We start from the raw sequence: 26,065 nt of genomic DNA, 5'->3' as shown, positions 1-26,065 counted from the left end.
CACGGCCCGTAGCTCCGCGACGCTCTCGGGTTCCTTCGGCCGCCTCGCGCTCGAAATGAGCGAAAAGTAGTGCACCCGGTGGGCGCACCTGGTCCAAGTTGGAGGGGCGCTCTAGCGGAGCGTGGTGCGGCAATGCGCGTTCGTCGCGTTCGTCGCGCGCTGCGCGGCCCCACGAGCGGCGCCGCGCAGCGTCCGAAGCGTGATAATTGGATGGCTGAGTCGTGGCATGATCCCTCATCTATTCAGCGTGGTGTTGGCCGGCGGAAGCGGGACGCGCTTCTGGCCCGCGTCACGCAAGGCCCTGCCCAAACAACTGCTCGCGATCGGCCCCGAGCCGGACTGTTTGATCGCAGCCACTGTTCGGCGACTCGAGCCGCTGTGCCCGAGCGAGCGGATCTTGATCGCAACGGGCAGACATCTGCTCGGAGCAACGCGCGCGCTCTTGCCGCAGCTTCCGGAGGTCTCGTTCATGGGGGAGCCCGTGGCGCGCAACACGGCGCCGTGCATCGCGTGGGCGACCTGGGAGGTGCTGGCTCGTGATCCCGACGCCGTCGTGATGGTCGTGCCGAGTGACCAGCACATCGGCGATGCGGATGCCTATCGCGCTCTGATCCGCATTGCCGTCGAGAGCGCTCGGGATGGCATCATCACGACGATCGGGGTGACACCCACTCGAGCCGAGACCGGCTACGGCTACATCGAGGCGGGAGAAGGGACGTCTGCCAGCGTGCGGCGCGTGACCCGCTTCGTCGAGAAGCCCGACCGCGCGCGCGCCGAGCAGTATCTGGCGAGCGGGCGCCACTTCTGGAACAGTGGCATGTTCTTCTTCCGCGCCGACGTGATGGCGCGGGCCGTGCGCGAGCACCTGCCCGAGGTCGCGGCGGCGCTCAACCGTTGTTACGCTGTGCCTGCGGCCGAGCGCACGTCGGCGCTCATCCAGGCGTTCGAGGCGTTCCCGTCCGTGAGCATCGATTACGCCATCATGGAGAAGGCCGAGGAGCTCGCGATGGTGCCGGGGAGCTTCGGTTGGAGCGACCTGGGGAGCTGGGAGACGGCCTGGGAGCTCGCGCCGAAGGACCCACGCGGGAACGCCGCGCCGGCGGACGCCGTGCTCGCCGACGCCAGCAACAACCTGGTCAAGGACCTGCGCACGGACGGCCGCCGCCGAGTCATTGCGCTGGTCGGGGTCGACGGACTGTGTGTGATCGAGACGGACGACGGGCTCCTCGTCATTCCGCGAGATCAGGCCCAGGACGTGCGAAAAGTGGTGGACGCGCTCAAGGAGCGTGGCAGCACCGATCTGCTTTGAGGTCGCTGGCCGCCTCGTCACGTGCGATTCGGACTAGCCCGGGCGGCGACCGGCAAGGTAGAGGGTGCCTCGGAAGGAGAGCTCCATGCGCAAGCGTATCGTCCTCGCAGCCTTCGCAATCACGGCCGCTTTTTCGCTGACCGGGTGCGGAAAGTTCAAGAAGACGAAGGAGTGTAACGCCTTCATCGAGAAGGTGAACACCGCCATCAAGGAGATCGAGCAGCACTCCGCCTCGAAGGGTGGGGAAGACGCGCAGGTCATCTCCGAGATGAAAAAGCTCGGTGAGCTCTACGATCAACTGGCCAAGGACGTGGGGGCACTCGATGTCAGCACGGCGGAGCTGAAGGCCCACTCGGCGAACTATCAGCAGATGTGCACGAAGGCCGCGTCGACGGCTCGTCAGGTTGCGACGGCGATCGAGACCAAGAACCCCGACCAAGCCGAGTCGGCGCAGAAAGAGTTCGACAAGATCGTGAAGCAGGAGGACGACCTGGTGAACCAGATCAACACCTTCTGCCAGGCACCGTGAGCTTCCTCTTGCTCGGGTAGACTCCGATCACCGGAGCGCCATCGCTCGCGCTCGCGAGGGCGCGCGCCGTTTCTCAGCGTCGACGCCTCCCGGGCTGGGAGCTCGGCCGCGGTGTCTTGCCTCTGCCCGGCGGCATCGATTTGGACGCGGCGCGCGGCGGGCTGGGGGTCATGGATTCTCGGGCCTCGGGCGACAACCCAGCCTGGAGCTTCCGCAGGTCGTCTCGGAGGCGCGCCGCGGTCTCGAACTCCAGGCCCTCGGCCGCGGTGAACATCTGCTGCCGCAACGCCTCGATGCGATCGGCGAGCTCCTCTTGGGGATCCGGGGTGCGGGGCGCGCGGCCTCGGGCCCCGGCCGACGAGCGCTCGGGGCGCGGGACGGCGTAGTAGTCCGTCGTGCCGCTGGCGGGGTTGATGTCGAGGATCGCCCGCTGAATCGTCTCGGGCGTGATGCCGTGATCCTGGTTGTACTTTGCCTGGATCGTCCGGCGTCGGTTGGTCTCGTCGATGGCGAAGCGCATCGCATCGGTGATGCGATCGGCATACATGAAGACCTGGCCATGCGAGTTGCGGGCCGCGCGTCCAACGGTCTGGATCAGCGACCGGGCGCTGCGCAGGAAACCCTCGCGATCGGCGTCCAGAATGGCCACCAGGCTCACTTCTGGTAGATCGAGGCCTTCGCGCAAGAGGTTGATGCCAACCAGCACGTCGAACTCACCCGCTCGCAGATCGCGAAGGATGTCGATGCGCTCGAGCGTGTCGATGTCGGAGTGCAGGTACCGCACACGGATCGCCAGCTCCGCGTAGTACTCGGTGAGATCCTCCGCCATGCGTTTGGTGAGAGTCGTGACGAGCACGCGTTCGTCACACGCGACGCGCTTCCTGATCTCGACCAGGAGGTCATCGACCTGGCCCGAGACCGGACGCACGAAGATCTCCGGATCGAGCAGCCCCGTCGGTCGAATCAGCTGCTCGACGATGCAGTCTTTGCTGTGCTCTAGCTCGAAATCACCGGGGGTCGCCGACACGAAGATGACACGGCGCATGTATTTTTCGAACTCGTCGAACTTGAGCGGGCGATTGTCGAGCGCGCTCGGCAGGCGGAACCCGAACTCGACCAGCGTCTCCTTGCGGGAGCGATCTCCGCGATACATCGCCCCGATCTGGGACACGGTCTGGTGTGACTCGTCCAAGATCAGCAGGAAGTCCTCGGGGAAGTAGTCGATGAGGGTGGGGGGAGGTTCGCCGGGCTCGCGGTTCGACAGGTGGCGCGAGTAGTTCTCGATGCCCTGCACGAAGCCCATCTGTTCGAGCATTTCGAGGTCGTACATGGTGCGCTGCTCGATGCGCTGTTTCTCCAGGAAGCGGCCCTGTTTGTCGTAGAAGTCCAGGCGCTCCCGCACCTCGGTGCGAATCGCGTCGATCGCGCGCTGTAGTTGCTGCCGCGGGGTCACGTAGTGGGAGCCGGGATAGACCGAATACCGATCGAGCTCCGCGAGCACCCGCCCACGCACCGGGTCGACCTCGCTGATGCCGTCCACTTCGTCCCCGAAGAACTCGACGCGGATCGCGGTCTTGTCCTCGTAGGCTGGGAAGATCTCGACGACGTCACCGCGGACGCGGAAGGTGCCGCGGTGGAAGTCGACGTCATTGCGCTCGTACTGAATGTCTACCAGTCGGCGCAGCAGATGGTCGCGCAGCAGTTCTTCGCCCTTGACGATTTCGATCAGCAATCCCTCGTAGGACTCCGCCGAGCCGATTCCGTAGATACAACTCACACTGGCGATGATGATCACGTCGGAGCGAGAGAGCAGGCCGTGGGTCGCCGCGTGCCGCATGCGATCAATCTGATCGTTGATGATCGCGTCCTTCTCGATGAAGGTGTCGGTGGTCGGAATGTAGGCTTCCGGCTGGTAGTAGTCGTAGTAGCTTACGAAGTAGTGGACCGCGTTCTCGGGGAACAGGTCGCGCATCTCTCCGTACAGCTGAGCGGCGAGGGTCTTGTTGGGCGCGATGATCAGAGTGGGGCGCTGCAGATGCTGGATGACGTTTGCCACCGTGAACGTCTTGCCGCTGCCGGTGATCCCCAAGAGGGTCTGATAGCGATCCCCAGCGTCCAGGGAGGCCGTGAGCCGTGCGATCGCCGCAGGTTGATCACCCTTGGGCGTGAAGTCGCTGCGCAGTTTGAACTCACGCTTCATGGAAAAAGTCCCACATCATCTGGCGAGGCCGTTTGCATTTCAACTGGGCGGACGAAACTCGAATGGAAATGGGCGGCGGCTCGCCTCTCGTGCCGCGCCAATCGGCCGCGAAGCTCCGGTTCTTCCGCCGCGTTCAGTGCAGGGTTGCGCTGAAAGAGAGCGTGAGCGCAAGGGTGCGATGTCGAGTCGTGACCCCGGCATCCTCGTGCTCCACACGCGCGTAGCTCAGGCGTAGCTCGGGCCCGAGGCTCCACTCTTCGCCGACCCAGAAGTCGTAGCCGCCGCCCAGGGCCAGGGCGAAGCCGGACAGCCCCGCCTCCTTGGTCTCACCGGCTTCTTCGTAGCGATAGGTCTGTTCGGCGCCAGCCACGAGGGCTTGTACGTAGCCGCCGCTGGTTCTGTCGAAGTAGAGCTGACCGAACAGCGCCAGGAATGACGAGCCGAGCTGTGCGCCGTTCAGGCGCGTGCGGGTGCCTCCGTTGTCGTAGCTGGGTTCGGGCCAGGAATGGAGCACGAGCCCGCCGCCGATCACGAACCCGCGCGCTGGCGTGCCACCCAGGAGCAACTCGAGCGCGCCCCCATTTCCACTGAAGTCGCCGCCGGGGTCGGGCTGACCCAGCGTTCCTTCCGTCTTGGTCAGCATGCTCGAGAACCCCAGCCCCATCCGCAGGAAGAACCCCTCGTGCTCGTGCACCCCCAGCTTCGCGCCGCTGGCGGTTGGGGGCGGCAGTGGCGGGGGTGGGGTGGGATAGTAGTAGCCGGCGGCCGGGGGCCCCGGCGGCACCGGAGCGGCGGGCGCGACGGTCGGCGCAGGCGCAGGCGGCGGCATGGGCGCTTGTGCCCCTGCCGGGCTCACGATGCTGAGGCTCGAGGTGAGCAATGAGCTCGTCAGCGCCGTGCGTACCCGATGCGACATTCGAACCCGAGAGCATGCGCGCCCTTCGCTCGCCGTCAATGAGTTCTCTGGCGAAGGCATCACACGCGGCCGACGAGCTCGACGATCATGCGAGCCGCGTGAGCGTTTTGAGCGTAACCTTCGGGCGTGCGAACGTCTCTAGCGTCCTCGGTCTTGGTGGTGATGCTGTCCGCGACAGCCTGCGTCTCGGATGACTCGGCCGGTCCTCAAGCGAACGGGACGGGTGGTGCAAGCGGAGCGGCGGGCAGTGGTGGCAACCAGGCTGGCGGCAGCGGCGGTCTCACGAGCGGGGGTGCGAGCGGTCAAGCAGGTGGAGGAACTGGCGGAGCGTCCGGCGGCGGAGGCACCCTGGCTGTCGACGGCGGCGCCGACGCAAACTTGCCGGAGCCCGGGCCCCTGCTCGGATCGTTCCAGCTGACCTATTACTGGGTGACGACTGAAGAGGAGTTCACCGGCGCCAAAGACACGAGTGTGTATGACAAGAACTGCAAACAGCTGGCGCTGGTCAGCGCGAAGTTTGCGGCCTCGCTCAAGCTCGAGGGCACGGGTCGGCTCAGCGACGGGCGGCTCTTGAACTACGCCGGGTCGTGCGCGTGCCCGACTTCGCCTTGTTACCTGGTGGCCGACGCGCAGCACCCGTGGGGCTACGGAGTACAGGGCAAGGCGCTGGTCCCGTTCCGGTCGTTTGCCGTCGATAAGGCCGAGATCCCGTACGGCAGCAGGGTCTACGTGCCGGAGCTCGACGGCGTGGCTGTGCCCGGCGACCCACCGTGGGGCGGGTTCGTGCACGACGGTTGTTTCAGCGCGGACGACACCGGTGGCGCGATCATCGGCAAACACGTGGACTGGTTCGCCGCGCTGAAGCCGCACTACGCCACCCTCGATGCGCAGCTGAAGCTGTCGAAGATCACCATTCATCAGGGCGGGGCCCGCTGTCCTTGATGCCAACCCGGTCCCAGACGCGATAGACTCGCCCCGTGCGCGCGTGTCGCTCTCTGGCCCAGGTGGCGTTTTGGGTCGCCAGCCTGCAGTTCGGCTGCGCCCACGTGCAGGAGACGCGCACGCGTGAAATTCTGGAAGACGAGAGCGTGCGGGTGTCCGAGACGGAACGCCCCGAGCTGAATCAGATCCAGGTCCGCGCGACGCTGAACGGAGCTTCGCTCTCGGTCGTCGTGAGCGGTGGTCCACGCTGCGTCGTGCAGTTTCGAGAACGCGCGCTCGTGCGCGAGCGGGTCCGCCGCGAACCAAGCCCGAGTACGCTCGCGGGCGAAGCCGTGTTGATGGGTGTCGGTGTGGGCGTCGGAATCGCCGCTCGGCGGCAGTCCTCGTCCGATCAGGTCCGCGGCTCGGACGTGCTCGGTGTGCTCTCGCTCGCAGCGGGGCTGGGGGCTGGGGTTGCGCTCGCGATTGACGGGAGTCGTTTCTCCGACAGCCAGTCGGTGCGAGAGGAGACCACGCTCGAGCCTGCGCCGCGGGTCGTACCGTGTGAACACAAGCAGCGACGTTCGCCCGCCCGCGTCGAGCTCAGAACGCCGAGCGGCCGGCGCTTCGTTGCGCCGCTGGATGGTTTTGGCCGCGGGCGGCTCAACTTGCCGGAAAGCGTCTGGGTCGATGGCCGTGCCGACTTCGACGTGTGGGTCGATGGTGTGAGTGTGCAGCGCCTGATCATCAAGAGGTCGAGGTGAACAGCGGACGCGCGGCCGCTGTCGCGCTGCTGCTCGCGCTGCTGAACACCAGCGCATGCATGACGCACGATCGGCAGATCACGACTCGGCCTGGACCTTCGCGCTTCGAAGGTCGCGAGCGCGTGGCCGGCTCGGAGCGTTTGTACGCACTCAGCGTACCGCACTCGAATTTTTTGGACATCCGCGTGCGGTCGGTGGCCCTCTGCTCCGAGATCCACCGCACCCGCATCGAGCGTCTCGAGGTCGATCGTGTGCGCGCGACCGGGGGACGCCTGGTTGGCGCTGCGGCGGCCTTCATCGGGGGCTCGATCCTCCTCTCGAACCAGGGCTCGGATCTGCTCGGTGGCTCGCTCATCGCCGGTGGGGCTGGCGTGGCGCTCGTCCCGTTGCTCTCCGAGGGTGAAGAGCGCCGCCAGCTAGAGCCGGAGATGGTGCGAGGCCCGGCGGGACCTCTGGTTGCTTGTGATGACCGACCGGTGGCCCACGCCACGGTGGTGGTGCGCGCGCAAGGGCTCACGCTCCAGGGGGAGAGCGATGTCGCCGGGCGCGTGCGATTTCGCGAGGTCGCAGCGACCCCGGACACCTTGGTCTACGTCGGGGACGTCGCCGTGCCGCTGTCGGTAGGGGATCCGTCTACGGGAACATCGCCAGCTGAGGCAGCCCCAGCGAGTCCGGGTGACCCAGGCAAACGTTGAGCGCCTGGATGGCCTGCGCGGACGCACCCTTCGCGAGGTTGTCGATGGCGCACAGGGCCACGATCATCCCCGCACGTTCGTCGAGCGCGTAGGCGACGTGCGCCCGCGCCGAGCCGCGCACCCACAACGTGTCTGGCAGGTGGCCCTCGTCGAGAACGGTGACCAAGCCACCCTCGTACCTCGCTCGCGCTGCCTCCCGGCATTGGTCTGCCGTCACGCCGGGTTTTGCTCGAGCGTAGGCGGTAGTAAAAATGCCTCGAGAGAAGGGCGCGAGGTGCGGGGTGAAGACCACGCGGATCGCGGCGCCCGCACCCAGCGCGAGCTCCTGTTCGATCTCCGGGACGTGCCGGTGTTTGCCCGCCACTTTGTACGCGCGCATGCCCTCTGCGGTCTCGGGAAAATGAGTGTTTGCGCTCGGGCTTCGCCCTGCACCCGTCACGCCGCTCTTGCTGTCGATGACGATACCCGCGGGCTCGACGAGCCCGCTCGAGAGCAGCGGAGACAGTGGCAGGATCGCGCTCGTCGGGTAGCAGCCGGGAGCGGCGATCAGGCGCGCGCCTCGGAGCTCCTCGCGGTGCAGCTCGGGCAAGCCGTAGACCGCCTCCGGGAGTAGCTCCGGCGCCGGGTGCTCGCCGTACCACTCGTGATAGTCGGCGACGTTCTTGAGCCGGAAGTCCGCCGACAGATCGACGACGCGGAGTCCGGCGTCGTAGAGCGCCTTGCCGGCGCGGGCGCTGTGCGCGTGCGGCAGGGCCGTGAACACCACGTCCATGCGCGTTGCCAGCTCCGCCGCGGCGGCCGGGTCGAACGCTTCGAGCACCCGGTCGCCGAGACCCGGGACGCCGTTGGTGGGCGGAAGCACCGCTCCCAGGCAGAGCCCTGCCTTGTCCCGTGCTCCGAGGTAGACGAGCTCGTGTTCGGGGTGCGCGCTGATGAGCCGCACCAGCTCGGCGCCGGTGTAGCCGCTGGCTCCGACGATGCCAACGCGGACGGAGGTCAACGCTTGCTGTACTGGAAGCGCTTGCGGGCGCCGGCCTGGCCGTACTTCTTGCGCTCCTTCTTGCGGGAGTCGCGGGTGAGGAAGCCGGCACGCTTGAGCGACTTGCGGCGCTCCGGATCCTCCGAGGTCAGTGCGCGGGCGATGCCGTGGCGCATGGCCTCGGCCTGGGCGCTGTGCCCGCCGCCTTTGACGGTCGCTTCCACGTCGTACTTGTCGAGCAGCTCGAGCAGCTCGAGGCTCTGTCGCATGATCATGCGACTGGTCGGACGTTCGAAGTACTCATCGGCGGAACCGCCGTTGATGTTGATCTGCCCGGTGCCGGGCTTGACCCAAACGCGAGCGACTGCAGTCTTGCGCTTGCCAGTGGCGTAAATGGAGGTCGTCTCGGACATTTTCTAGAATCTTTCTCAGAGCGCGAGCGTTTCCGGCTTCTGTGCCTGGTGCGGATGCTCCGCGCCTGCGTAGACCTTCAGCTTGCCGAGCATTTCGCGCCCGAGCACGTTCTTTGGCAGCATTCCCTTGACCGCTTTGGTGATCGGCATCTCGGGGTGTGTCTGCTGCACCTCTGCGAACGCACGGCTGCGGAGTCCGCCCGAGTGCCCGCTGTGGCGGTGGTAGAGCTTGGTGGTCGCCTTGTTCCCGGTCAGCTTCACGCCGGTGGCGTTCACCACGATCACGAAGTCGCCGGTGTCGATGTGGCGCGTGTACGTCGGCTTGTTCTTGCCGGACAGCACCGTTGCAACACGGCTCGCCAGTCGCCCGAGGGGCTGATCTTTGGCATCGATGATCCACCACTTGCGGGTGGCTTGCGCTTCGGCAGTTTTCGCCGAATACGTCCGCTTCGTCTGGCGCATGACAGAGAATTCCTGTGAAGGCGAGTCGGGGGCCCGCCGGGAAAGGGGCGGCATTACTAGCTTCGGCCGGGTAGTCCGTCAAGCGCGCCTTCGGTCCGTCCCAGGGAGATTCGGGGGGCGCGGCGCCAGTCCTGGCCGATACTGGCTGCCGACCGGGGAAACCCAGCTTCTTCTGGGGGTTTGGCCTCAGCATGCGCGGGGGGTTAACCGGCGCCGGGTCCGCTATACTCCCAGCGTCTCCCTGAACACCGCACCATGACTCCCGCCGCCAGCCTGCGCCTCGTCGAGCGGATGGTGGCCGACGGCCTCATCACGAGTGAGCAGCAAGAGGCGTGCATCTCGTTCGTTCAGCGAACGGGCGATCGGGTGGAGGAGTGTCTGCTGGAGCTCAGAGCCACCGACGAGGTCTCGCTGCTCAAGTACCTGGCGGGTATCCACCGCACTCGGTTCGTGTCGACCGAAAAGCTGTCCAGGGCAGAGGTCGATCGCTTTGCACTCGAGAAGGTGCCCAAGCGCCTCGCCGAGCAACACCAACTGTTTCCGGTGTTGTTCGACGCGCAAGCCAGCGTCTTGTCGGTAGTGACTGCCGACCCCGACAACGCGGAGGCGCTTCACGAGGCGCAGATCGCCTCCGGGGTGAAGAGCGTGCGCGCGTTCGTCGGGCGCCCTCGGGCCGTCAAGGCGGCGATCGCAAAGGCCTACGGTGGGGACATCCACGCGTTTGCGGTGCTCGATCGGCAGGCGCAAGCGCAGTTCTCGAGCATGCTGGACGTCTACGAGCGCAACCTCGTCAGCCCGGAGACCTTGGCGGCGGCTCTTTCGGCGGAGCGCCCGGGGCGGGAGCGCATCCTGTCCGGTCAAGATCTGACTGGTGGCACCTTCGGGGTCGGCGCGGAGGCCGTCGCGACCAACTCCTACCTCGAGACGCTCAACGTGCTGACCTCGTTGCTCGAGAGCACACGACCCGACTTGCGTGGTCACTCCGCCTACGTCGCGCGCCTGATGCGCAAGATCACCGAGCGCATCGGCCTGCCGGACGCCGAGCGAACCAGCGCGGTGATCGTCGGTTACTTGCACGACCTGGGCAAAGTCACGGAGTACCACCTGACGGCGTTCAACGTGGCGCAGTACGACCAGCACCGGGCCGTCGGGACCAAGCTCTACCGGGCGCCGACCAGCTTGATGGAGGCGGTCAAGCTGCCGCGCGAGGTCACGCTGGCGATCGAGACCATGTACGAGCGTTACGACGGCGACGGACTGCCGGGGTCGCTGCACGGCAAGGAGATCCCGCTCATCGCTCGGCTGCTCGCCGTGGCCGACACTTACGCGGATCTCACACAGAATCCGAAGAACCCATTCCGCCAGCTGCTCGAGCCCGCCGCCGCCTGCGACGTGCTCGCCCGTTACCGTGGCTCGGTCTTCGATCCGAACATCGTGGATCTGTTCCGGCTGATCATCACGGGTGACGATCTCCGCGCCCGGTTGCTCGCTACGCGCCACGTCGCGCTGATCGTCGACCCCGACCCCGAAGAGACTACGGTGCTGGAGCTGCGCATGCTGGAGCAAGGTTTCGACGTGCGGCCCGCCCGCAACACCGACCAGGCGATGAAGCTGCTCGAGCGCGGTGACATTCAGCTCGTGATCGCCGAGATGGATCTCACTCCGATGGATGGGCTGTCGCTCTTGGGCTGGGCTCGCCGCCAGAAGTGGGGGTTGAAGTTGCCGTGGGTCTTCCTCACGGGACGAACGGCGGGCGCTGATGCGCAGAAGGCTTTCGAGGCCGGCGCGACGGACTATCTGACCAAACCCGTGAGCCCCGACCTCCTGGTGGCGAAGATCAAGACCATCCTCGAGCGGTCCGCCACGGCGGGGCCGGGCGGCGTCGCCGGGTCCCTCGCCGAGATGGGGCTGCCGGATCTGGTGCAGGTCCTGAGCCAAGGGCGCAAGACGGGCGCGCTCAAGCTGAGGACCTCCGCGGACAACGGCGAGGTGCATTTCGTCGGCGGCAACGTGTTCAACGCGATGTACGGCACGCTCCGCGGCGCGGAGGCCGTGTATGGCATGCTGCGCCTGCGAGAGGGCAGTTTCGTCTTTGATCCCAACTTCGAGGCGCCTCAGCGCCTGATCGCCGAGAGCCCCGAAGCTCTGCTGCTCGAGGGGATGCGGCGCATGGACGAAGGCGCCTGATGTGCGCTGGTTGCTGCCAGGTGCGCCTGCGCGCCTCAGCGTGATACGCTTTTTCTCTCGGTCGGAGCCCAAAGAGTGTCTCAAACCCCGCCCCCCATGCTCGGGTACAACAACAACGTGCGGCATCACGGGCGGGTTTTCCACATTCAGACCGAAGATAGCGGCGTCAAGCGCCCACACATCATCACGCACCTGTTCGGCGACGGCGGACGCATCCTGAAGAGTGTCAGGACCGACTACTCCGAGCACCTCGGGACCGCGGACATGGCGGCCACGCTGAAGCGGATGATGAAGGACCAGCACAAGGCCATGTTCGTGGCGCTGCGTGCCGGGGAGCTCGACGCCGTGATCGAGGCGGCGTTCGGCCCGCCGGCGGTGGCGGTCGCAACCCCGGCGGCGGTGCCGGCCGGTGCGGAAGCCAAGAAGCTAGTGCCGGAGCCGACGCCGGAGGAGGTCGCGGCGCGCATCAGCACGCCGCTGCCGGTCGAGTGGCAAACGCCGGAGCAGATTCTTCCGAGCGAACCGCTGCACCAGCCCATTGCTGCCGTGGCAGAGGCGTTGCCCGTGTCGCGCGCGCGTATCCCGACGCCGCCACCCCCGTCCCACTCCATCGACTCCGCGGTCGAGGCGATGGCAGCCAAGTTCGCAGGCGTGCCCCCGCCCAGATCGGCGACGCCGATCGGCACGCCGCTCAGCTCGCCGTTGATGCGGCGTCGGGGCGCTGCCGCCGGAGAGGGACCGCCGGGCCGCTACTCGGTCTCGCGCCCGGCCTCGATCTTTGGTGACGCGCCCCCGCCGGACAATCGCAGCATCTTCGGTGACTCGTTGATCGGCGAAAAATCGCTGGACGAGGTCATCCTGTCGTACCTGGCCGAAGATCTCGACGGCACGAAGTGAGGGGGTGACGGGCCAGCGTGCCTTGGCGCCGCCGTGCCGCGGCTCAGTGTCCGCCGCGAGCTGCGGGTTTGGCGTTCCAGATGCGCAGTGACAGAACAAAACCGATCACGCCGAAGGGCAGCAAGAACCACGGCCAGTAGGCCCAAGACTTGGTGGTCAGAAATCCCAGGGCGACCGACTGCAGCGCGGTCCCGAGGTACACGAACCCATCGATCACGCCGACTGCGGTCGCCGCGCCCCGGCGCCCGCCGAAGTCCATGGTGGCGGTTCCGCTGAGCACACCGTGGGTGCCGATGACTCCGAGGCTGATCAAGAACACCAGCGCCCCCAGCAGGAACGGCGACAGCGGCAGCTCCGGTCTGGCCTTCAAGAAACGCATGTCACCCGCGCGCTGCGTGGCCTTGGGATCCGGCAGCATCACATCCATCACCTGGCCGCCGCGCTCGATGCGCGCGCTGAGCACGGGGTCGCGTTGGTCGGCGGGCCTGCCCGACAGCGCCGCGACACACATGCACTTTGCCTTGTCCCAGCCGGAGTCCTTGCAGGTGGGCTGGGCGCAGGCCACTGCGTTTCGCACCTCGACCCAGCCGCTGACCTCGGAGTCGCCAGCAATGCCGAGGATCTTGTCGCCCGGCGAAAGTCCGCTCTTTGCGTCCGCCGAGGCGACAACGTTGGTCGGCGGTGCCAGTGAGAACGCCATGCCCACCACACACACGGTGAGCAGGGCATACAGAAACCCGGCGGCGGGTCCGCGTCGGCTCTGGAAGAAGAGATCGCTGACCCAGCCCGCGACGTTGCCGCCGATGACTCCGGCGACCATCAACAGGCCACCCCAGCCCCCTTGGGTGAACGGCGCGAGGAAGGCCAAAGCAGCGCCAACCGCATACGCGCCGCGCCGACCGCCACGCGCTCGTGTGGCGAGCCAGGCCGAGATCGCCGCGACGCCGAAACACGGCAGCGCGGGCCAGAGCGGAGCCCAGGTCCCGTCGCGCATGGTCAAGAGCAGCGCACCACCCCTGAGCGCGTGTTCGTTGGGCAGCGCCCAGATCTCGTTGGCGTAGATCGGGAACCAGTGCATCACACCATTGCGCACGACCCCCGTGCAGAGCTCGATTAGCGCCACGGTCAGGATCACCGGGTGCAGCAGGATGCGTTTGTAGAGCGCGAACACCGGGATGGGCGCGTCGCTCGTGTCCCCGGATGAAGCATCCCCGGTGTCGAAGTCGCTGTGGCCCGCCTGCCCCGGGCGGTCCCGCAGCAGCCAGAGCTCGACCAGAAAGAACACGAAGAGCAGCACCGCGGGGATGGCAAACACCACCCATGCGAGGCTCGGCCCGGGCGCTGCCGGCCAGATCCGCTGCGCGAGCTTGAGCAACAGCTCGTTGACCGTGAACGCCAGAAAGATCCCGCTCGAGATCATCGTGCCGAAGATGCCCGAGAAGCCCCCCCGTTCGGTGACGTGGAACCAGTGGGCGTTCACCTTCACGATTGAGACGGCGCCGAAGCTCTGGAAGTACATGTTCACGCCGTAGAGCACGCTGAACACGAGGCGCAGCGGCGCGGTCGTGGCTTGCCCCGAGCTGAGTACGTGATGCAGGTAGGCCCCCATCGCGAGGTTCGCGAAGGTCGAGCCCAGTGCCCCGGCCAGCATGCCCTTGCGCCCGCCGAGGCGATCGACGAGCGGGCCATTCAGAAGAAAAGCAAAGGCGTAGACGAAGGTCCCGGCCCCGAAGATGATCCCGAAGTCCTCCTTGGTCATCAACTCGCCGAGCGAGGTCTTGGCGACGGTCAGGTTGTACCGCGCCATGTAGAGCAGCGCGTACGTGACCCCGAGCGGGAACCAATTCAGGAAGCGCCGCCGCCGGAACGCGTCGGTGTGCTGCAAGAACGGCGTTGCAACGGGGGCGGAGGTGCCGGCCATGGCTTGCGCGAGCTAACACGCTCAGGCGGGTGGGAGAACCCTCCCTGGCCCGAACCGAGCCTCGGACCGTGAGAATTCACAGCTCTGTTTCAATTGGGCCCCGCGATTCGGGCGTCCCGACCTCGGTTCAGGTGCCGATTAGTCGTCGGGCCACGAAGAGCCCGAGCGCTCCCGCGGCCAGGCAGCCGATCGTCGTGATGAAAAAACTCAACAGGGCGGTGCTGGTCGCCCGCTGTTCGATGAGGACGGTCGTTTCGTAGTTGAAGCTCGAGTAGGTGGTCAGCCCGCCCAAAAACCCGCTGGCCGCGGCGATACGCAAGGTGGGTGAAATGGTGGCCGAGCTCGTCGCTGCCTGGAGAACCACGGCGATCAGAAAACAACCCGCCAGGTTCACCAGCAGCGTGCCGTAGGGAAAACCCGAACCGAAGGTCTTGTTGGCCCAGAGCGCGACCAGGTAACGAACCCCGGTGCCCAGCGCGCCTGCGGCGCACACCGCGAGGAAACGGTACAGCATGCTTTGCCGCTAGCGGACGCCGGGAGGGGCGGCAAGCCAGACCTGACCGATGGTCGAGGTTGACCGAGGCTCGGCTCGGCGGTATCCACCCTGGCTCCGCGGCGAGGTAGCCAAGCGGTTAGGCAACGGTTTGCAAAACCGTCATACGCCGGTTCGAATCCGGTCCTCGCCTCCGACGACAAGAGTGGGAGATGTTTGCTGGGATGAAACGCCGATTTTCACTCGGGCTGCCGCTCGCTGTCGCGCTCTTGGCCATGGGCTGCGGCGGAGACGAGGGTGGCAAGGGCGGGGGTGGGGGCTCCAACAAGATCGACGCTTGCGCCATCGTGACCGAGTCCGACGCCACGGCGCTGTTCGGGCAGACCGCCAGCAAGGACACCGGCGCGCAGATCGTCGATCCGGCGCTTCGCGGCGAGTGTTTGTGGTCGTATCAGAACGCGAACAACGACAGCCACCTGCTCCAATTTCGGGTCTGGCAGGGGCAGAAATACTACGTACCCGGAACCAACGCCGAACCCTTCGACATCGGGGACGAGGGTGCCGTCGACATGGGTGCCTTGATCGGGGTCGATGTCCAGTGGCTGCAGGGTGAGTCGGCTGCCTCTCTCAGCTACTCGACCGTGGGCAACGTGCCCGGCGCAACGACCAAGCTCGCCGAGGTCAAGGCGCTGGCTCTAGCCACGGCCGCCAAGCTGAAGTGAGCTTGCATCAGTCCGCGGTCGCGTCGCTGCCCGCGTCGCTCGCGCACTGACACGGTCCGAAATCGAGCCCGTCCGGTTTGCAGACCGCGGTGCCGGCACAGTCGCCGGGGCCGTAGCAGGTGCCGATCTCGCCGGGCTGACACGAGGTTGGCACGTCGCCGGAGTCCGACGAACAAGCCAGCGTGCCGAGGGACAGGGTCCACACGATGAACGCACGACGGAGCACGGCGCGAGCCTAGCACGCTGGCTCGTCGCAAATGCTCAAGCGATGCGCTCGACGCGTCGGATCCCCTTGCGCGAGACCACGACCCGCAGCCGGTGCCAGGCCACGGATTCGTCGTCGTGGCGGCGCAAGCGGAACACCACCGCCAGGTTGTAGACGCGCGGAGCCTTGGCCGAGCCGATCTTTCCCGCCACGGGATCGGCGAACACGATGTCGCGCTTGGGATCGTCGGTGTGTGCGAGCCAGCGGCTGACGTCGAGCCGAAAGATCTCCGTCAAAGCAGTGAACCGCGGATCGGCCATGGCCACCCGCTGCGCCTGCACCGTCACCTCTTTTTTGTGGAACAACACCGTCTCGGGGCGCGCTTGTTCCTCGAGCTCGTGGCGGCGGGTCAGCCGTCGCGCGGCGAGCACGGCAGGAGGCATGTCGTCGAAAGCGACGAAGCCGCTCTGTTCGTTCATTTCGCCCAAGATCACGGCTCGCTCCCGGTCCCGGATCTGCCAGCGTCGATCCGGGAAGTGACGATCGACGACGCTCGAAAACTTCGTTTGCAAGAGCGCCTTGATCCGGTCCTTGACCGCGTAGGCGACCACCCCGACCAGCACCCACGTCATCAGCCCTTCCGAGCCGACCTGGAAGCCGTTCCAGACCGCCGCGCCCAGAGCAAAGGCCATCGCCACCGACGCGGCCACGGCGTAGAGCAGCTCGCGGACCCAGGTGGACGCGGGTCGCACCTCCGGGTTGAGCCACAACACCGAAGACGTGAAGCGCTTGAGCAGGTGGCGCCGGAACTCCAGCGCTTCGATCTCTCGCGCCCGCATGGCCAAGCGCCCGGTACGCCCAATGCCAGATTCTTCTCGCTGTCTTGCCTCGCTGATGGCGGCCCGCTCGACCAGCTCGATCAACGAGGGGGTCCCGCTGTTCTTCGACAATCGTCGGGCGACCGTCGCGAGCAGCGTCTCGATCAGGCGCGACACGTCCTCGTCGACCCAGCGGGCCGCGGTGGCCAGGGTATCGCCGCGCTCCGCCGCCGGCGCGAGGGCTTCGCGCAGCTTGGCGGTGATCTGCCGACAGTCCGCCACCATGCGCGCTGCGGCTTGCTCGGCGCGCTCCCGTTCGACACCGGGCTCCGCCAGGGCTTCGACGATGCGCTGACGCAACTCGACACCCGCCGCGCGGACCTGGCACGCAAACAGACGCATCTCGCGCACTGCGCCCTGCTCCCCGCCCTCGAGTGCGGTGCGGATCTTGTCGATGGGATCAGAGGCAAGCTCGCCGAACTCCACGCTGGGGACCTCGAACCGCACGTAGCTCTGCAGGTCGGTGTAGATGTCGGTCTTGTCGTAGGTACGGCTATCGAGGCGCAGGCTCTCGGGCGCGAAGAAATAGGCTTCCCAGACGAACGACTCGACCGAGTGCTCGGCGCGGAGCCGGTAGTCGAGAGCGAGCTCGAGGTGGGTTCGATCGTGGACGTGGAAGGTGGGTTCGTCGCGTCCGCGGGAGAGATCCGCGACCAGCGAGCCCCAGTCGCTCGGCCGCTCGGGCGCCCTCACCGAAGGCCGGGTGTCCGACGCCGGCTGTTCGCCGCGCTCGCGGACTCGTTGTGCAATGTCCTTCACTGATTCGTCACGTAATTGTCACACGGAAGCGCAAAATGCGCTAGCCACTCTGCCACTCGAGCACACAACGACTCTCGATGCAGTTCGCACGCGTGAAACAACCCCGCTCGGTGCACGCGGTCTTGTCGCAGTTCTTGGGGTACTTCGCCGCCACGTCTTTGGCGTGCTTCGTGTTGACCGAGACGGCCTTGCCGCGGTTGCACTGGTCACAGCACGTCGTCACGACCAGCGTGCAGTCGCTGGGAGCGCCGCAGGCGCGCCACTCGTCGGGGACGGAGACCCCGAGGTCCCTCACGGCGAAGCTCATTCCTGGTGGGCCCGGCGCGGGTGTCTCCCCGGAAGGTTCGACGGGCGCGACGGGCGGGCTCGAGACCGCGGCGTTCGGGTCGCCCGCGCTCGGTTCAGCACTGGCTGTCGAAGGGGGTGGCCCCAGCGGCTGGGGCTGCGGCCCCGCCGCGCAGGCGATGATGCCGAGGGCGAGCCCAAGCGGCATGGCGAACGAGCTGCTGGTTTTCATGCGTCGTTCCTCGCGCGATGGTACGCGCCTGAGATCGTAACGCAGGAGCCGTGGGCGGCCTTTCACCCCCCTCTGGCCTGCTAGAATTCCCCGCCAGCTCCTAGCACGAGAGATCCCTTGTGAAACCCGAAGACCGGCTCATCGACACCGTCATGCACCTCGACCCGATGTCGGAGCTGCCGCGCACGGGCTGGCTCCTGCGTGGTGTCCGGCCCTGCGAGTCCATCGCGGACCACAGCTTCGGGGTGGCCCTGGTGGCGATGCTCTTGACGGACGCGCTCCGAGAGGAAGGCGTCTCGCTGGACGGTGAGCTCGTCTTGCGCATGGCGTTGCTTCACGACGCGCCGGAGGCGCGCACGGGCGACGTGCCCATGCCCGCCAAGAGCGCGGAGGCAGCGGCGGCGCTCGACGAGCTCGAAGCGCGCATCGTTGGCGAGCTGCTCCCTGCCGCGCTCGCGGAGTCCTGGCGTGTCGCCGAGGCCGGGCAGATTCTCGAAGCGCGCGTCGTCAAGGCCAGCGACAAACTCCACATGATGATCAAGGCCCTCGTCTACGAAGGGCAGAAGCGCGGTCGCCTCGACGAGTTCTGGCAGAACCCCAAAAACTTTCGTGACATGGACTTGCCGCTCGCTAGCCGAGTCTTCGACCGCATCTGTGAACGCGCAGGGCGCGCACGGCCCCGCTAGAGCGCCGAACAGGTTGAACGTCGTTTGTTTTCAGCGACTTGCAATGTGTTCGGCGCTCGCGCGCGGAGCGCGCACGGCCGAAGGCCGGGGGTTTGGGGCGCAGCCCCAACGTAAGTGTCCTAGAACACGAGCAGCGCAAGCTGATCGGTGTTCTAGGGCGCCGTCGAGTGTTCTCCCGCGGGAGACGCGGCGCAGCTTGGCTGGCGACCTCGTGGGCTGCCTCGGGGGGCTCGTGGTATCGTCGAGTCATGCTGGGTCGAACACTGGCCGCGGTCACTGTGCTCTCGCTCTGCGTCGCGTGCTCGTCGGACGAGCAAGGCGGGAAGACGGGCACGGGCGGTACCGCGGGGACCGGCGGCGCGACCGGTGGTGCGAGCAGCGGCGGCTCGGCGGGCGCCAGCGGCAGCGCGGGCGCCGGCGGTTTTGGGGGTGTCGCGCCGTATTCGGTCCCAGCCTTCGACAAGGTCCGCATCAACAGCGACTCGAGCAAGCCCAACTTTCAGCGTGCGTCGACGGATGCCGACTTCGGCGCAGGGCCCTTCACCAAAGCCACGCTCGTGGTCGATCTCGGGACCAGTTGTTTCCCGTTCGAGGGCTGGAAAGACAATCCGCCACCCAGCGGGCAGAACTGGCCGGCCAACTGCGACGCCTTCGATCGCAACTTCGAGCTCTTGCTCGACCCGCCCTCGGATCCGAAGCTGGGCCCGCCGGCCCTCGAGCTGATGCGCGCCATCACTCCGTTCGGTGGTCCGCTGCATCTCGAAATCGACGTGACCGACGTGATCAATGCTCGTCCCGGCAAACACCCGGTGGACGTGACCATCTCGACCTGGTCGGACGGTGCCGGCAAGGTGTCGGGCTCGGACGGGGGGTGGTGGGTCACGGCGCGCTTCGATCTCGTCCCCGGCAAGCCGCCGCGCAATGTGCTCGCTGTCGTTCCCCTCACCAACGTGAGCTCGGGGGATCCAACGCCGATCGCTCCCATCAACTTCGACGTGCCCCAGGGGACCACCTCGACTCGGCTCGAGTACAGGGTCACCGGGCACGGCGGGGTGGTCGGCGCGGCGGGCTGCGGACTGTCGCCTGCCGAAGAGTTCTGCCTGCGCAGCCACACGCTCTACGTCGACGAGGCGGTGCTCGACAGTTTCTCGCCCTGGCGGGACGACTGCGCCACGCTCTGCACGCTCGCACACCAGGACAGCACGAGCGGCGGCTTCGACTACTGCAAAGAGAACCCGTGCGGTGCCATCTCCAGCGTCAAAGCATCACGCGCCAACTGGTGCCCCGGGAGTCTCACGCCCCCGCTGACCTGGGAACCGTCCGCGTTGACGTCGCCCGGCGCTCACAATTTCCGCTGGCAGGTCGAGGACATCGCGAGCGGTGGCTCGTGGCGGGTGTCGGCGACGTTTTTTGCGTTCGGTCCGTGAGATGGCAACCTCGCACCCGGTGACGCTCGCCGTCCGCGCTCTCCGCCGCCACGAGGTCGACTTCGTCCCGCACGTCTTTCCGTATCAGGCCAAGGGTGGCACTCGGCACTCCGCCAAGGTGCTGGGCGTCGATGAGCACGTGGTGGTGAAGACACTGATCTTCCAGGACGACAGCGGTCGTCCGCTGTGTGTCTTGATGCACGGTGACCGCGAAGTCTCGACCAAGAACCTCGCGCGCCAGATCGGCGCGCGCAGCATCGCGGCCTGTGCACCCGAGGTTGCGGAGAGACATTCGGGTTACCTGGTCGGGGGTACGAGTCCATTCGGTCTAAAGAAACCGATGCCACTGTACGCCGAGCGGACCGTGCTCGAGTTGCCCCGCATCTTCATCAACGGCGGTGCCCGCGGCTTTCTGGTCGAGATCTCTCCGAATGACCTGATGCGCGCGCTCACACCCCGGGCGGTGGACGCTGCCGTCGTGCAAGCGTAAACTCCGCGGCTGGCGCCGATGGCAGACTTCGACAGCAACTGGGCCGCGCGCGTCGATCCCGGGCGGGCGGCGGGGGAGCCGTGAGTGCCGTGGCTGCGTCCAAGAAACCCTTTCCGCCGGGCATGCCCATCGCCGAAGGCGAGGTGATCGCGGGCAAGTATCGCGTCGAGGGGCTGGTCGCGGTCGGTGGCATGGGTGTCGTCGTGTCCGCCACCCATCTGCAGCTGGGTCAGCAGGTGGCCATCAAGGTGCTCTTGCCGGTCGAAGCCGACGACGAGACCCAGGCCATTCCACGCTTTTTGCGCGAGGCGCGCGCCGCGGCGGGGCTCAAGAGCGAGCACGTCGTCAGGATCTACGATGTCGACACGCTGAGCTCCGGTCTGCCCTACATGGTGATGGAGCTGCTGACCGGGCAAGACCTGCGACGCGTCGTGAAGACTCGGGGCCCGGTCCCGACCGAAGAAGCAGTGGACTACGTGCTCCAGGCGGCCGATGCCATCGGGGAGGCGCACGAGAGCGGGATCGTGCACCGCGATCTGAAACCGTCGAATCTCTTCTTGGCCCAGCGCAACGATGGCCGGCCCTGGGTCAAGGTGCTGGATTTCGGCATCTCCAAGGCTTCACACGATCCGGCGCTCGACGCTGCGCTCACCACCTCGCGGGTGATGATCGGCTCGCCCATGTACATGTCACCGGAGCAGGTCCGCGATGCAAAGAGTGTGGATGGGCGCTCCGACATCTGGTCCCTCGGTGTCATCCTGCACGAGCTGCTGACCGGACGTTCGGCGTTCAAGGGCGAGTCCTTGCCGGCGATCTGCGCGGCCATTGCCGCGGATCCGCCGGCCTCGTTGCGAGCGGCTCGCCCCGACATTTCGCCGGAGCTCGAGGCCATCATCACGTGTTGCCTCCAGAAAGATCCGGCGCGGCGCTACCAGACCGTCGATGAGCTGAGGGCCGCGCTGCAGCCGTTTCTCGGCGAGTACTCGGCGACGCTGTGGGGCGCGGGGAGCGAGCCCGGGCGACAGCCGGGCAGCACCTCCCGGCGGCGCGCCCCGCGCGCCCCCGCCTCGGCCCGCCTGCCCCTCGGCTCCAGCGATTCGATCGACGTCGATGCCAAGCTCGTCAGCACCGTCTTGACTCCGGATCCTTCGCGTGGAGCGTCGCCCTCGGCCAAGTGGCAGCACTCCGCTCCGGAAGAGCGCACCCTTCAGTTCAGTGACGTCGCCACGACGGCGGCGTCGGCCAAGGACCGCGCGGGCGAAGCGGCCGCGCTCGCCTCGGCGGCAGTGCCACCGGCGCGGCGTCGCGGCGGGGTTCTGCTCGTCGTGGGGCTGATGCTGGTAGCGGTGATGGTCGGCTTTGCCCTGCTGACGCGCCGCGCTCCAGCAGACACCAGCAAGCTCGCAGACACCTCTCGCGCCGAGCCCGGGAGTTTTTCTCTCACGTTGGAGTCGAACCCGAGCGGTGCCGACGTCACCGAAGGCGACCGCGTGCTCGGGCGGACGCCGTTGTCGTTTTCGATCGAGCGCCAGACCGTGGCCGGTAAACCCCGGGTGTTCAGCCTTCAGCTCTCCGAATACGAACGCTACGAGGTCAGCCAGGGTGATGCGGCAGCGGACGTGAAGGTGCGAGCGGAGCTCGTGCGCCGTAGCGTGCCCGCCGGGGCGTCAGCGGTCGCAGGGGTGCCGCCGAGCGCAGCCCCGTCGCCCCGAGCCCGCGAGCGCGCGACCGGCAAGACCTCTCTGCCCAATCCTCCCTCCACCGCAGCCAAGCCCGGCACCGATATCCGGCTCACTCGCTGATGAGATCGCTCGAGCTCGGGCTGTTCGCGGCGGTCTTTTGGGCAGCCGTTGCGGTTGCTCCGGCTGCCTTCGCCGACGACCTGGCCGACGAGGCGGATCTGCGTTTTCAGCTGGGCGCAGAGGCCTACCAGCGCGGCGACCATCGCGAGGCGCTGCATCACTTCTTGGCATCGAATCGCCTCGTGCCCAATCGCAACGTCGTCTTCAACATCGCGCGGACCTACGAGAAACTGCGCCAGTATCCCGAGGCTTATCGTTATTTCACGGCGGCCCTCGAGGGCGAGAAAGACTCGGCGACGCGCGCGCGGATCGCGGCGGCGTTGGCGCAGATCAAGTCGAACGTTGCCGTCGTCGAGGTGGAGACAGCGCCCGCGGGTGCCACCCTGTACGTCGACCGAAAAGATCTGGGGCCGCGCGGCGAGAGCCCCCGGAAGCTCGGCCTTGCTCCGGGCAACTACAAGATCATCGTCGAGGCGCCGGGCTACGAGCCGGCGGAGACCCAGGTTACCGATCTCCAGGGCGGCAAGACCATCAAGGTGAAGCTGGCCCTCGCGCAGATCCTCGGCACCGTCGACGTGCAGGGGGCGGCGGGGGCTCTGGTTCGAGTGGACGACGAGCGTCGAACGCCTCGCTGCACGGCCCCGTGTCGCTTCGAGCTCCCACCGGGCGCCCACACCTTGTTCGTCGGTCGGCCGGGTTTTCGCACCGCCACGGTGCCCGTCGAAGTGCGGGCGCGCGGCATCCAGGTGGTTCGGCCAGACGTGCAAGCGCTGATGGGTGAGATCGTGGTCAGCACGGACGAGCCGGGTGCGCTGATCGAGGTTGACGGCAGACCCGTCGGGTTCACCCCGACCATCGTCCGGGTTCAGGTTGGTCGGCACCGGATCCGGATCGGCCTCCGAGGGTTTCGCAGCGTCGAACGCGACGTGGTCGTGCTGCGGGAGAAACAGGCTCGCATCGACCTGACGCTGACCCAGTCGGCGGAGGTCATCGCGGCGTCGCGCTCTTCGCAGAACGTGGAAGACGCCCCCAGCTCGGTGACGCTGATCGCGGGCAAAGAGCTGCAGGTGATGGCCTACCCGACGATCGCCGAAGCCATTCGTGGTGTGCGAGGTGTCTACTTGTGGGACGACCGCGCCTACGTCTCCGTCGGGATGCGCGGCGTCGGGCGCCTCGGCAGCTACGGCAACCGTGTGCTGGTGCTCGTCGATGGGATGCCGATCAACGACAACTGGATCGGGTCGTCGTACATTGGCTACGACGCACGCACAGACCTGGAGGATCTCGAGCGCATCGAGGTCGTGCGAGGTCCGGGCTCCGTGCTGTATGGCACCAACGCGTTCTCCGGAGTCATCAACCTGGTGACACGCTCGCGCGGTGTGCCTTCTGGCGGCGAGGTCGGCGCGTCCACCAACCTGGACGGGGTCGCGCGTGGGCGGGCGCGGGCGAGCTTGAACCTGGGGAGCGACGCTGGAGGTTGGCTCAGCATCGCCGCGGCGCGCTCGAACGGGCGGGACTTCTTCTTCCCCGAGTACGTCGCGACGACCGCGCCCGAGGTGGCGGGCAACGCTCGCGGCGTCGACGGCTTTCGTGCGGGCACCTTCACCGGGCGTGCGTGGTGGAAGAGCTTGAGCGCCGCCTGGTCGTTCCATGACCATGACAAGCAGCTGCCCACCGGGCAGTACGGCACGCTGCTCGACGACGCCCGCACGCATCAGCGGGACACTCGGCTGTTCTTCGAGTCCACGCTGGAGCCTAAGCTCGGCCGGCAGGTCTCGCTCTTCTCACGCGCCCACTTCAACCACTACCGCTTCGTCGGCGAGTACGCCCGCGATCCGGTCGACGGCGGTGTCGAACGGGACACGTTCCGAGGATCCTGGGTGGGGCTGGAACAACGGGCCGTGATCGAAGCGACCTCCGGACTGCGGCTGACCGTCGGTGCCGAAGGGCAGCTCCACTATCAGGTCGACCAGGTTGCGAGCGATGACGCGGGGCCGTTCCTGGACGAATCCGGCTCGAGCGGTCGGCCCTTCCAGATTGGCGCCGGTTACCTGCTTCTGGACGCGACCCTCTCGCCGGCGGTGCGTATCTCCGGCGGCGCCCGTTTCGACGCGTATTCGACCTTCGGCAGCTCGCTGAACCCGCGGGTCGCGCTCTTGCTCAGACCGTACTCGGCGGGGAACCTCAGGCTCAGCGGCGGCAAGGCGTTCCGCGCACCGAGTGTGTACGAGCTCTATTACAACGACGGCGGCGCCACCCAGATCGCGAGCCCGGGCCTGGAGCCGGAGAGTGTGTACTCGTTCGACATCGAGCACACCCATCGTTTCAGCCCCACCGTCACCGGCAGCGCATCGGTGTTTGGCAACTACGTGAGCTCGCTGATCGACCAGACCGGCGGGGGCACGCCGGCTGACCCGATCTCCTACGTCAACCGCCAGACGCCGCTCGTGTCCCTGGGCGTCGAAGCGGAGCTCAAGCGCGAGTGGCGCCAAGGCTGGATGCTCGGCACGAGTTACACCTATCAGCGGGCGACCGTGCTCGCTGGCGAGTCCGTGGACGACCTCGTCAGCCTGCGTCAGGACCCTGGCGTTCGGCGAGTGTCCAACACTCCAGAACACCTCGGCGCGATCAAGGGTGCCGTGCCAATCCTGGGCCGCGACGTGACGCTCGCGTCGCGCCTCTCGATCGAGGGCCCGCGCTACGATCGCTACGAGACCGTCGGTGATCCCGAGCCGCAACATCGGGGGAAGGGTTTCGCTGTCTGGGACCTCGTCTTTTCCGGGTACGAGTCCCACTTCGGGCTGCGCTGGGCGGCCGGTGTCTACAACGCCTTCGACTGGCGCTACGCGCTGCCGCTGTCGCCGGAGTTCAGTCAGCGCAAAATCACTCAGAACGGCCGGACGTTTCTGTTCTCGAGCGACGTGACGTTCTGACGCTCAGCTCTTGGCCAAGTCGACGGTCTGGCCTTCGATTGCGACGCAGACCTCGGTCTCGGGGCCGTGTTGGGCCAGCCATGCGGCGGAGCGCGCCTTGATCGCGTCCAGGTCGTCGTCCGTGCGGCTTGGGTCGTGGTGAAAGAGCGCCAACCGGCGGGCCTCGGCGCGGACACCTAGCGTCAGCACGTCGTCGATGACGGAGTGTCCCCAGCCGTATTTATCCGGCATGTCCGAGTCGAGGTACTGCGAGTCGTGGATCACGAGGTCGGCGTTCTCCGAGAAGCGCGCGAGCGCCTCGAGGGCGGCTTCGCCCGCTTCGCCGCGGATGAGCTCGTTGTCAGTCAGGTAGACGACCGACGCTCCCCCGTCGTCGTCGATACGGAAGCCCTGGGAGTTGCCCGGGTGATTCAGGGCGATGCGCCGCACGCGTGCCGAGCCAATGCGCCATGGTTCTTGCTCGGGTTTGATGAACTCCACCTTGGCCGGGATGTCGTTGACGCTCACCGGAAAGTGGATGTCGTCGAAGATGGTGCGTTGAAAGCGCTCCTGCGCGTCCGTCGGCAGCGGGTAGACGGCAATCTTCGAGTCCTTGCGCCAGAGTGGGGCAAAGAAGGGCAGGCCGAGCACGTGATCCCAGTGGGTGTGTGAGAGGAGCAGGTGCACGGCCTCGTGGCGTCCGGTCTCGAGCAGCTTGGTACCGAGCGCCCGCAGTCCCGTGCCGGCGTCCAGGACCAGCGTGGTGCCGTCCCCGATGACCACTTCGACGCACGAGGTGTTGCCGCCGTAGCGCGCCGTGGTCGGTCCGGGCGCCGGCACCGAGCCCCGAACCCCGTAGAAGGTCACCCGCATCGGACCGGACTGTATATGACCGCGCGTTAACTTGCGACTGTCACCGCGCCAGACACAGGTGTGTTCGCTTCGACCCGAGCAGAGACCGGGATTTTGCCGTCCAAGGCG

General features: G+C 66.9%; 24 protein-coding genes and 1 tRNA gene. 14 read left to right on the top strand and 11 right to left on the bottom strand.

The window, feature by feature from the left end; genetic code table 11:
• The first annotated feature begins 226 nt into the window (after window positions 1–226).
• Together IPI67_02800 and IPI67_02795 are read left to right on the top strand one after the other, a co-directional pair.
• Window positions 227–1,309 carry a mannose-1-phosphate guanylyltransferase gene (locus IPI67_02800; protein MBK7579110.1) on the top strand — a complete coding sequence of 361 codons (1,083 nt, stop codon included), beginning with the start codon at window positions 227–229 and terminating at the stop codon, window positions 1,307–1,309.
• 85 nt (window positions 1,310–1,394) lie between these two features.
• Window positions 1,395–1,838 carry a hypothetical protein gene (locus IPI67_02795; GenBank protein ID MBK7579109.1) on the top strand — a complete coding sequence of 148 codons (444 nt, stop codon included), beginning with the start codon at window positions 1,395–1,397 and terminating at the stop codon, window positions 1,836–1,838.
• 73 nt (window positions 1,839–1,911) lie between these two features.
• Here IPI67_02795 and uvrB read toward each other — a convergent pair whose 3' ends face one another.
• Both uvrB and IPI67_02785 read right to left on the bottom strand, forming a co-directional pair.
• The gene (gene uvrB, locus IPI67_02790) at window positions 1,912–4,038 is read right to left on the bottom strand and encodes an excinuclease ABC subunit UvrB (GenBank protein ID MBK7579108.1); all 2,127 of its coding nucleotides are present in this window, start codon (window positions 4,036–4,038) and stop codon (window positions 1,912–1,914) included.
• A gap of 133 nt (window positions 4,039–4,171) precedes the next feature.
• Window positions 4,172–4,954: an autotransporter domain-containing protein gene (locus IPI67_02785; protein MBK7579107.1), complete on the bottom strand. Its 783-nt coding sequence runs from the start codon at window positions 4,952–4,954 to the stop codon at window positions 4,172–4,174.
• 126 nt (window positions 4,955–5,080) lie between these two features.
• Between IPI67_02785 and IPI67_02780 the strand changes: the two genes are divergently transcribed.
• From IPI67_02780 to IPI67_02770, 3 genes are read left to right on the top strand one after another with little or no spacing between them, the layout of a single operon-like run.
• The gene (locus IPI67_02780) at window positions 5,081–5,896 is read left to right on the top strand and encodes a hypothetical protein (protein MBK7579106.1); all 816 of its coding nucleotides are present in this window, start codon (window positions 5,081–5,083) and stop codon (window positions 5,894–5,896) included.
• A 35-nt stretch (window positions 5,897–5,931) separates the two neighbouring features.
• Window positions 5,932–6,639: a hypothetical protein gene (locus IPI67_02775; GenBank protein MBK7579105.1), complete on the top strand. Its 708-nt coding sequence runs from the start codon at window positions 5,932–5,934 to the stop codon at window positions 6,637–6,639.
• On the top strand, window positions 6,636–7,334 hold the full coding sequence (locus IPI67_02770; protein ID MBK7579104.1) for a hypothetical protein: 699 nt from the start codon (window positions 6,636–6,638) through the stop codon (window positions 7,332–7,334). The genes IPI67_02775 and IPI67_02770 overlap by 4 nt, the downstream gene beginning before the upstream one ends.
• Here the strand turns inward: IPI67_02770 and IPI67_02765 are convergent.
• The 3 genes from IPI67_02765 to rplM are packed head-to-tail and all read right to left on the bottom strand — an operon-like array spanning window position 7,273 to window position 9,188.
• Window positions 7,273–8,334 carry an N-acetyl-gamma-glutamyl-phosphate reductase gene (locus IPI67_02765; protein MBK7579103.1) on the bottom strand — a complete coding sequence of 354 codons (1,062 nt, stop codon included), beginning with the start codon at window positions 8,332–8,334 and terminating at the stop codon, window positions 7,273–7,275. The genes IPI67_02770 and IPI67_02765 overlap by 62 nt on opposite strands.
• Window positions 8,331–8,726, bottom strand: coding sequence for a 30S ribosomal protein S9 (gene rpsI, locus IPI67_02760; protein MBK7579102.1), 396 nt, complete (start codon window positions 8,724–8,726; stop codon window positions 8,331–8,333). Before rpsI ends, IPI67_02765 begins: the two co-directional genes overlap by 4 nt.
• A 15-nt stretch (window positions 8,727–8,741) precedes the next feature.
• Window positions 8,742–9,188 carry a 50S ribosomal protein L13 gene (rplM, locus tag IPI67_02755; protein MBK7579101.1) on the bottom strand — a complete coding sequence of 149 codons (447 nt, stop codon included), beginning with the start codon at window positions 9,186–9,188 and terminating at the stop codon, window positions 8,742–8,744.
• A gap of 255 nt (window positions 9,189–9,443) precedes the next feature.
• On the opposite strand from rplM, the gene IPI67_02750 reads away from it, so the two are divergent.
• Both IPI67_02750 and IPI67_02745 read left to right on the top strand, forming a co-directional pair.
• Entirely contained in the window at window positions 9,444–11,375 is a 1,932-nt protein-coding gene (locus IPI67_02750; protein MBK7579100.1) for a DUF4388 domain-containing protein, read from the top strand.
• Between the two features lie 96 nt (window positions 11,376–11,471).
• Complete coding sequence (locus tag IPI67_02745) at window positions 11,472–12,272, top strand: hypothetical protein (GenBank protein ID MBK7579099.1); 801 nt, start codon at window positions 11,472–11,474, stop codon at window positions 12,270–12,272.
• A gap of 43 nt (window positions 12,273–12,315) precedes the next feature.
• On the opposite strand, the gene IPI67_02740 is transcribed toward IPI67_02745, so the two are convergent.
• Window positions 12,316–14,193, bottom strand: a complete 1,878-nt coding sequence (locus tag IPI67_02740) for an MFS transporter (GenBank protein MBK7579098.1) — start codon at window positions 14,191–14,193, stop codon at window positions 12,316–12,318.
• 127 nt (window positions 14,194–14,320) lie between these two features.
• Window positions 14,321–14,707 (bottom strand): fluoride efflux transporter CrcB, encoded by a 387-nt coding sequence (crcB, locus tag IPI67_02735; protein ID MBK7579097.1) that lies wholly within the window; start codon window positions 14,705–14,707, stop codon window positions 14,321–14,323.
• A gap of 100 nt (window positions 14,708–14,807) precedes the next feature.
• Between crcB and IPI67_02730 the strand changes: the two genes are divergently transcribed.
• Window positions 14,808–14,879: transfer RNA gene (locus IPI67_02730), tRNA-Cys, on the top strand.
• 31 nt (window positions 14,880–14,910) lie between these two features.
• Entirely contained in the window at window positions 14,911–15,408 is a 498-nt protein-coding gene (locus IPI67_02725; protein MBK7579096.1) for a hypothetical protein, read from the top strand.
• A gap of 7 nt (window positions 15,409–15,415) precedes the next feature.
• Here the strand turns inward: IPI67_02725 and IPI67_02720 are convergent, their stop codons facing one another.
• Genes IPI67_02720 through IPI67_02710 form a run of 3 tightly spaced genes read right to left on the bottom strand, consistent with a single transcriptional unit; the run spans window position 15,416 to window position 17,767 of the window.
• Window positions 15,416–15,634, bottom strand: a complete 219-nt coding sequence (locus IPI67_02720) for a hypothetical protein (GenBank protein ID MBK7579095.1) — start codon at window positions 15,632–15,634, stop codon at window positions 15,416–15,418.
• Between the two features lie 35 nt (window positions 15,635–15,669).
• On the bottom strand, window positions 15,670–17,250 hold the full coding sequence (locus tag IPI67_02715) for a hypothetical protein (protein MBK7579094.1): 1,581 nt from the start codon (window positions 17,248–17,250) through the stop codon (window positions 15,670–15,672).
• A 40-nt stretch (window positions 17,251–17,290) separates the two neighbouring features.
• Window positions 17,291–17,767: a hypothetical protein gene (locus IPI67_02710; GenBank protein ID MBK7579093.1), complete on the bottom strand. Its 477-nt coding sequence runs from the start codon at window positions 17,765–17,767 to the stop codon at window positions 17,291–17,293.
• 119 nt (window positions 17,768–17,886) lie between these two features.
• On the opposite strand from IPI67_02710, the gene IPI67_02705 reads away from it, so the two are divergent.
• The 5 genes from IPI67_02705 to IPI67_02685 all read left to right on the top strand — a co-directional run bounded on the left by IPI67_02705 (window position 17,887) and on the right by IPI67_02685 (window position 25,105).
• Entirely contained in the window at window positions 17,887–18,453 is a 567-nt protein-coding gene (locus IPI67_02705) for an HD family hydrolase (GenBank protein ID MBK7579092.1), read from the top strand.
• A gap of 248 nt (window positions 18,454–18,701) precedes the next feature.
• The gene (locus IPI67_02700) at window positions 18,702–19,880 is read left to right on the top strand and encodes a hypothetical protein (GenBank protein ID MBK7579091.1); all 1,179 of its coding nucleotides are present in this window, start codon (window positions 18,702–18,704) and stop codon (window positions 19,878–19,880) included.
• Window position 19,881: 1 nt separating this feature from the next.
• Window positions 19,882–20,370 (top strand): aminoacyl-tRNA deacylase, encoded by a 489-nt coding sequence (locus IPI67_02695; GenBank protein ID MBK7579090.1) that lies wholly within the window; start codon window positions 19,882–19,884, stop codon window positions 20,368–20,370.
• 89 nt (window positions 20,371–20,459) lie between these two features.
• Entirely contained in the window at window positions 20,460–22,172 is a 1,713-nt protein-coding gene (locus IPI67_02690) for a serine/threonine protein kinase (protein MBK7579089.1), read from the top strand.
• Window positions 22,172–25,105, top strand: a complete 2,934-nt coding sequence (locus IPI67_02685) for a TonB-dependent receptor (protein MBK7579088.1) — start codon at window positions 22,172–22,174, stop codon at window positions 25,103–25,105. The genes IPI67_02690 and IPI67_02685 overlap by 1 nt, the downstream gene beginning before the upstream one ends.
• 3 nt (window positions 25,106–25,108) lie before the next feature.
• Here the strand turns inward: IPI67_02685 and IPI67_02680 are convergent, their stop codons facing one another.
• Window positions 25,109–25,957: an MBL fold metallo-hydrolase gene (locus IPI67_02680; GenBank protein MBK7579087.1), complete on the bottom strand. Its 849-nt coding sequence runs from the start codon at window positions 25,955–25,957 to the stop codon at window positions 25,109–25,111.
• Between the last annotated feature and the right edge of the window lie 108 nt (window positions 25,958–26,065).

It is taken from the genome of Myxococcales bacterium (assembly GCA_016706225.1).
Taxonomy (GTDB): Bacteria; Myxococcota_A; Polyangia; order Polyangiales; family Polyangiaceae; genus JADJKB01.
This window is presented reverse-complemented; position numbering and strand designations above follow the sequence as displayed.

Excerpts from the sequence above, each read along its gene's own strand:
- IPI67_02800 (MBK7579110.1), top strand. The coding sequence starts at position 227 with ATGATCCCTCATCTATTCAGCGTGGTGTTGGCCGGCGGAAGCGGGACG.
- IPI67_02795 (MBK7579109.1), top strand. The coding sequence starts at position 1,395 with ATGCGCAAGCGTATCGTCCTCGCAGCCTTCGCAATCACGGCCGCTTTT.
- uvrB (MBK7579108.1), bottom strand. The coding sequence starts at position 4,038 with ATGAAGCGTGAGTTCAAACTGCGCAGCGACTTCACGCCCAAGGGTGAT.
- IPI67_02785 (MBK7579107.1), bottom strand. The coding sequence starts at position 4,954 with ATGTCGCATCGGGTACGCACGGCGCTGACGAGCTCATTGCTCACCTCG.
- rpsI (MBK7579102.1), bottom strand. The coding sequence starts at position 8,726 with ATGTCCGAGACGACCTCCATTTACGCCACTGGCAAGCGCAAGACTGCA.
- rplM (MBK7579101.1), bottom strand. The coding sequence starts at position 9,188 with ATGCGCCAGACGAAGCGGACGTATTCGGCGAAAACTGCCGAAGCGCAA.
- IPI67_02750 (MBK7579100.1), top strand. The coding sequence starts at position 9,444 with ATGACTCCCGCCGCCAGCCTGCGCCTCGTCGAGCGGATGGTGGCCGAC.
- IPI67_02745 (MBK7579099.1), top strand. The coding sequence starts at position 11,472 with ATGCTCGGGTACAACAACAACGTGCGGCATCACGGGCGGGTTTTCCAC.
- IPI67_02740 (MBK7579098.1), bottom strand. The coding sequence starts at position 14,193 with ATGGCCGGCACCTCCGCCCCCGTTGCAACGCCGTTCTTGCAGCACACC.
- crcB (MBK7579097.1), bottom strand. The coding sequence starts at position 14,707 with ATGCTGTACCGTTTCCTCGCGGTGTGCGCCGCAGGCGCGCTGGGCACC.
- IPI67_02725 (MBK7579096.1), top strand. The coding sequence starts at position 14,911 with ATGAAACGCCGATTTTCACTCGGGCTGCCGCTCGCTGTCGCGCTCTTG.
- IPI67_02710 (MBK7579093.1), bottom strand. The coding sequence starts at position 17,767 with ATGAAAACCAGCAGCTCGTTCGCCATGCCGCTTGGGCTCGCCCTCGGC.
- IPI67_02700 (MBK7579091.1), top strand. The coding sequence starts at position 18,702 with ATGCTGGGTCGAACACTGGCCGCGGTCACTGTGCTCTCGCTCTGCGTC.
- IPI67_02695 (MBK7579090.1), top strand. The coding sequence starts at position 19,882 with ATGGCAACCTCGCACCCGGTGACGCTCGCCGTCCGCGCTCTCCGCCGC.
- IPI67_02685 (MBK7579088.1), top strand. The coding sequence starts at position 22,172 with ATGAGATCGCTCGAGCTCGGGCTGTTCGCGGCGGTCTTTTGGGCAGCC.
- IPI67_02680 (MBK7579087.1), bottom strand. The coding sequence starts at position 25,957 with ATGCGGGTGACCTTCTACGGGGTTCGGGGCTCGGTGCCGGCGCCCGGA.